The sequence below is a fragment of the Myxococcus llanfairpwllgwyngyllgogerychwyrndrobwllllantysiliogogogochensis genome, assembly GCF_006636215.1.
Classification (GTDB): Bacteria; Myxococcota; Myxococcia; order Myxococcales; family Myxococcaceae; genus Myxococcus; species Myxococcus llanfairpwllgwyngyllgogerychwyrndrobwllllantysiliogogogochensis.
Genome location: NZ_VIFM01000879.1, coordinates 1 through 415 on the forward strand (window position 1 = coordinate 1; position 415 = coordinate 415).

A 415-nucleotide genomic window follows, 5' to 3' on the forward strand; every position below is an offset into this window, starting at 1 on the left:
GGGCCCGACCTGGCGGCTGTCGGTGCGCAGCGTGCCGCTGCCGGCGCCGATGCGCGCGCGCAGCCATTCCAGCGCCTCGGGCACGGAGCCGAGCAGCGGCGGGGTCGGGTTCTCGGGAACGGGCTCGATCTCGTTCATAGCGACTCCTCGACGCTGTTGGCGACGATGCGGGGCTTCACGGCCATGTCCGGGGCTACGCCCATCATGCGCAGCGTCTGCTGCACGACTTCGCTGAACACCGGCGCGGCCACGGCGCCGCCGTAGAACGAGCCGGCGCTGGGCTCGTCGATCATCACGGCGACGATGATGCGCGGCTTCTCGATGGGCGCCATGCCCGTGAACCAGGCGCGGTACTTGCCGGAGGCGTAGCTCTTGCCGACCTGCTTGCGCGCCGTGCCGGACTTGCCGCCGACGG

Annotated in this window: 1 protein-coding gene; it reads right to left on the bottom strand. The window is 71.6% G+C overall.

What is annotated here, in order from left to right; translation table 11 throughout:
• Positions 1 to 134: 134 nt before the first annotated feature.
• Positions 135 to 415: penicillin-binding transpeptidase domain-containing protein (locus FJV41_RS57560; protein ID WP_281291688.1), on the bottom strand; the 281-nt coding region annotated here is incomplete at its 5' end.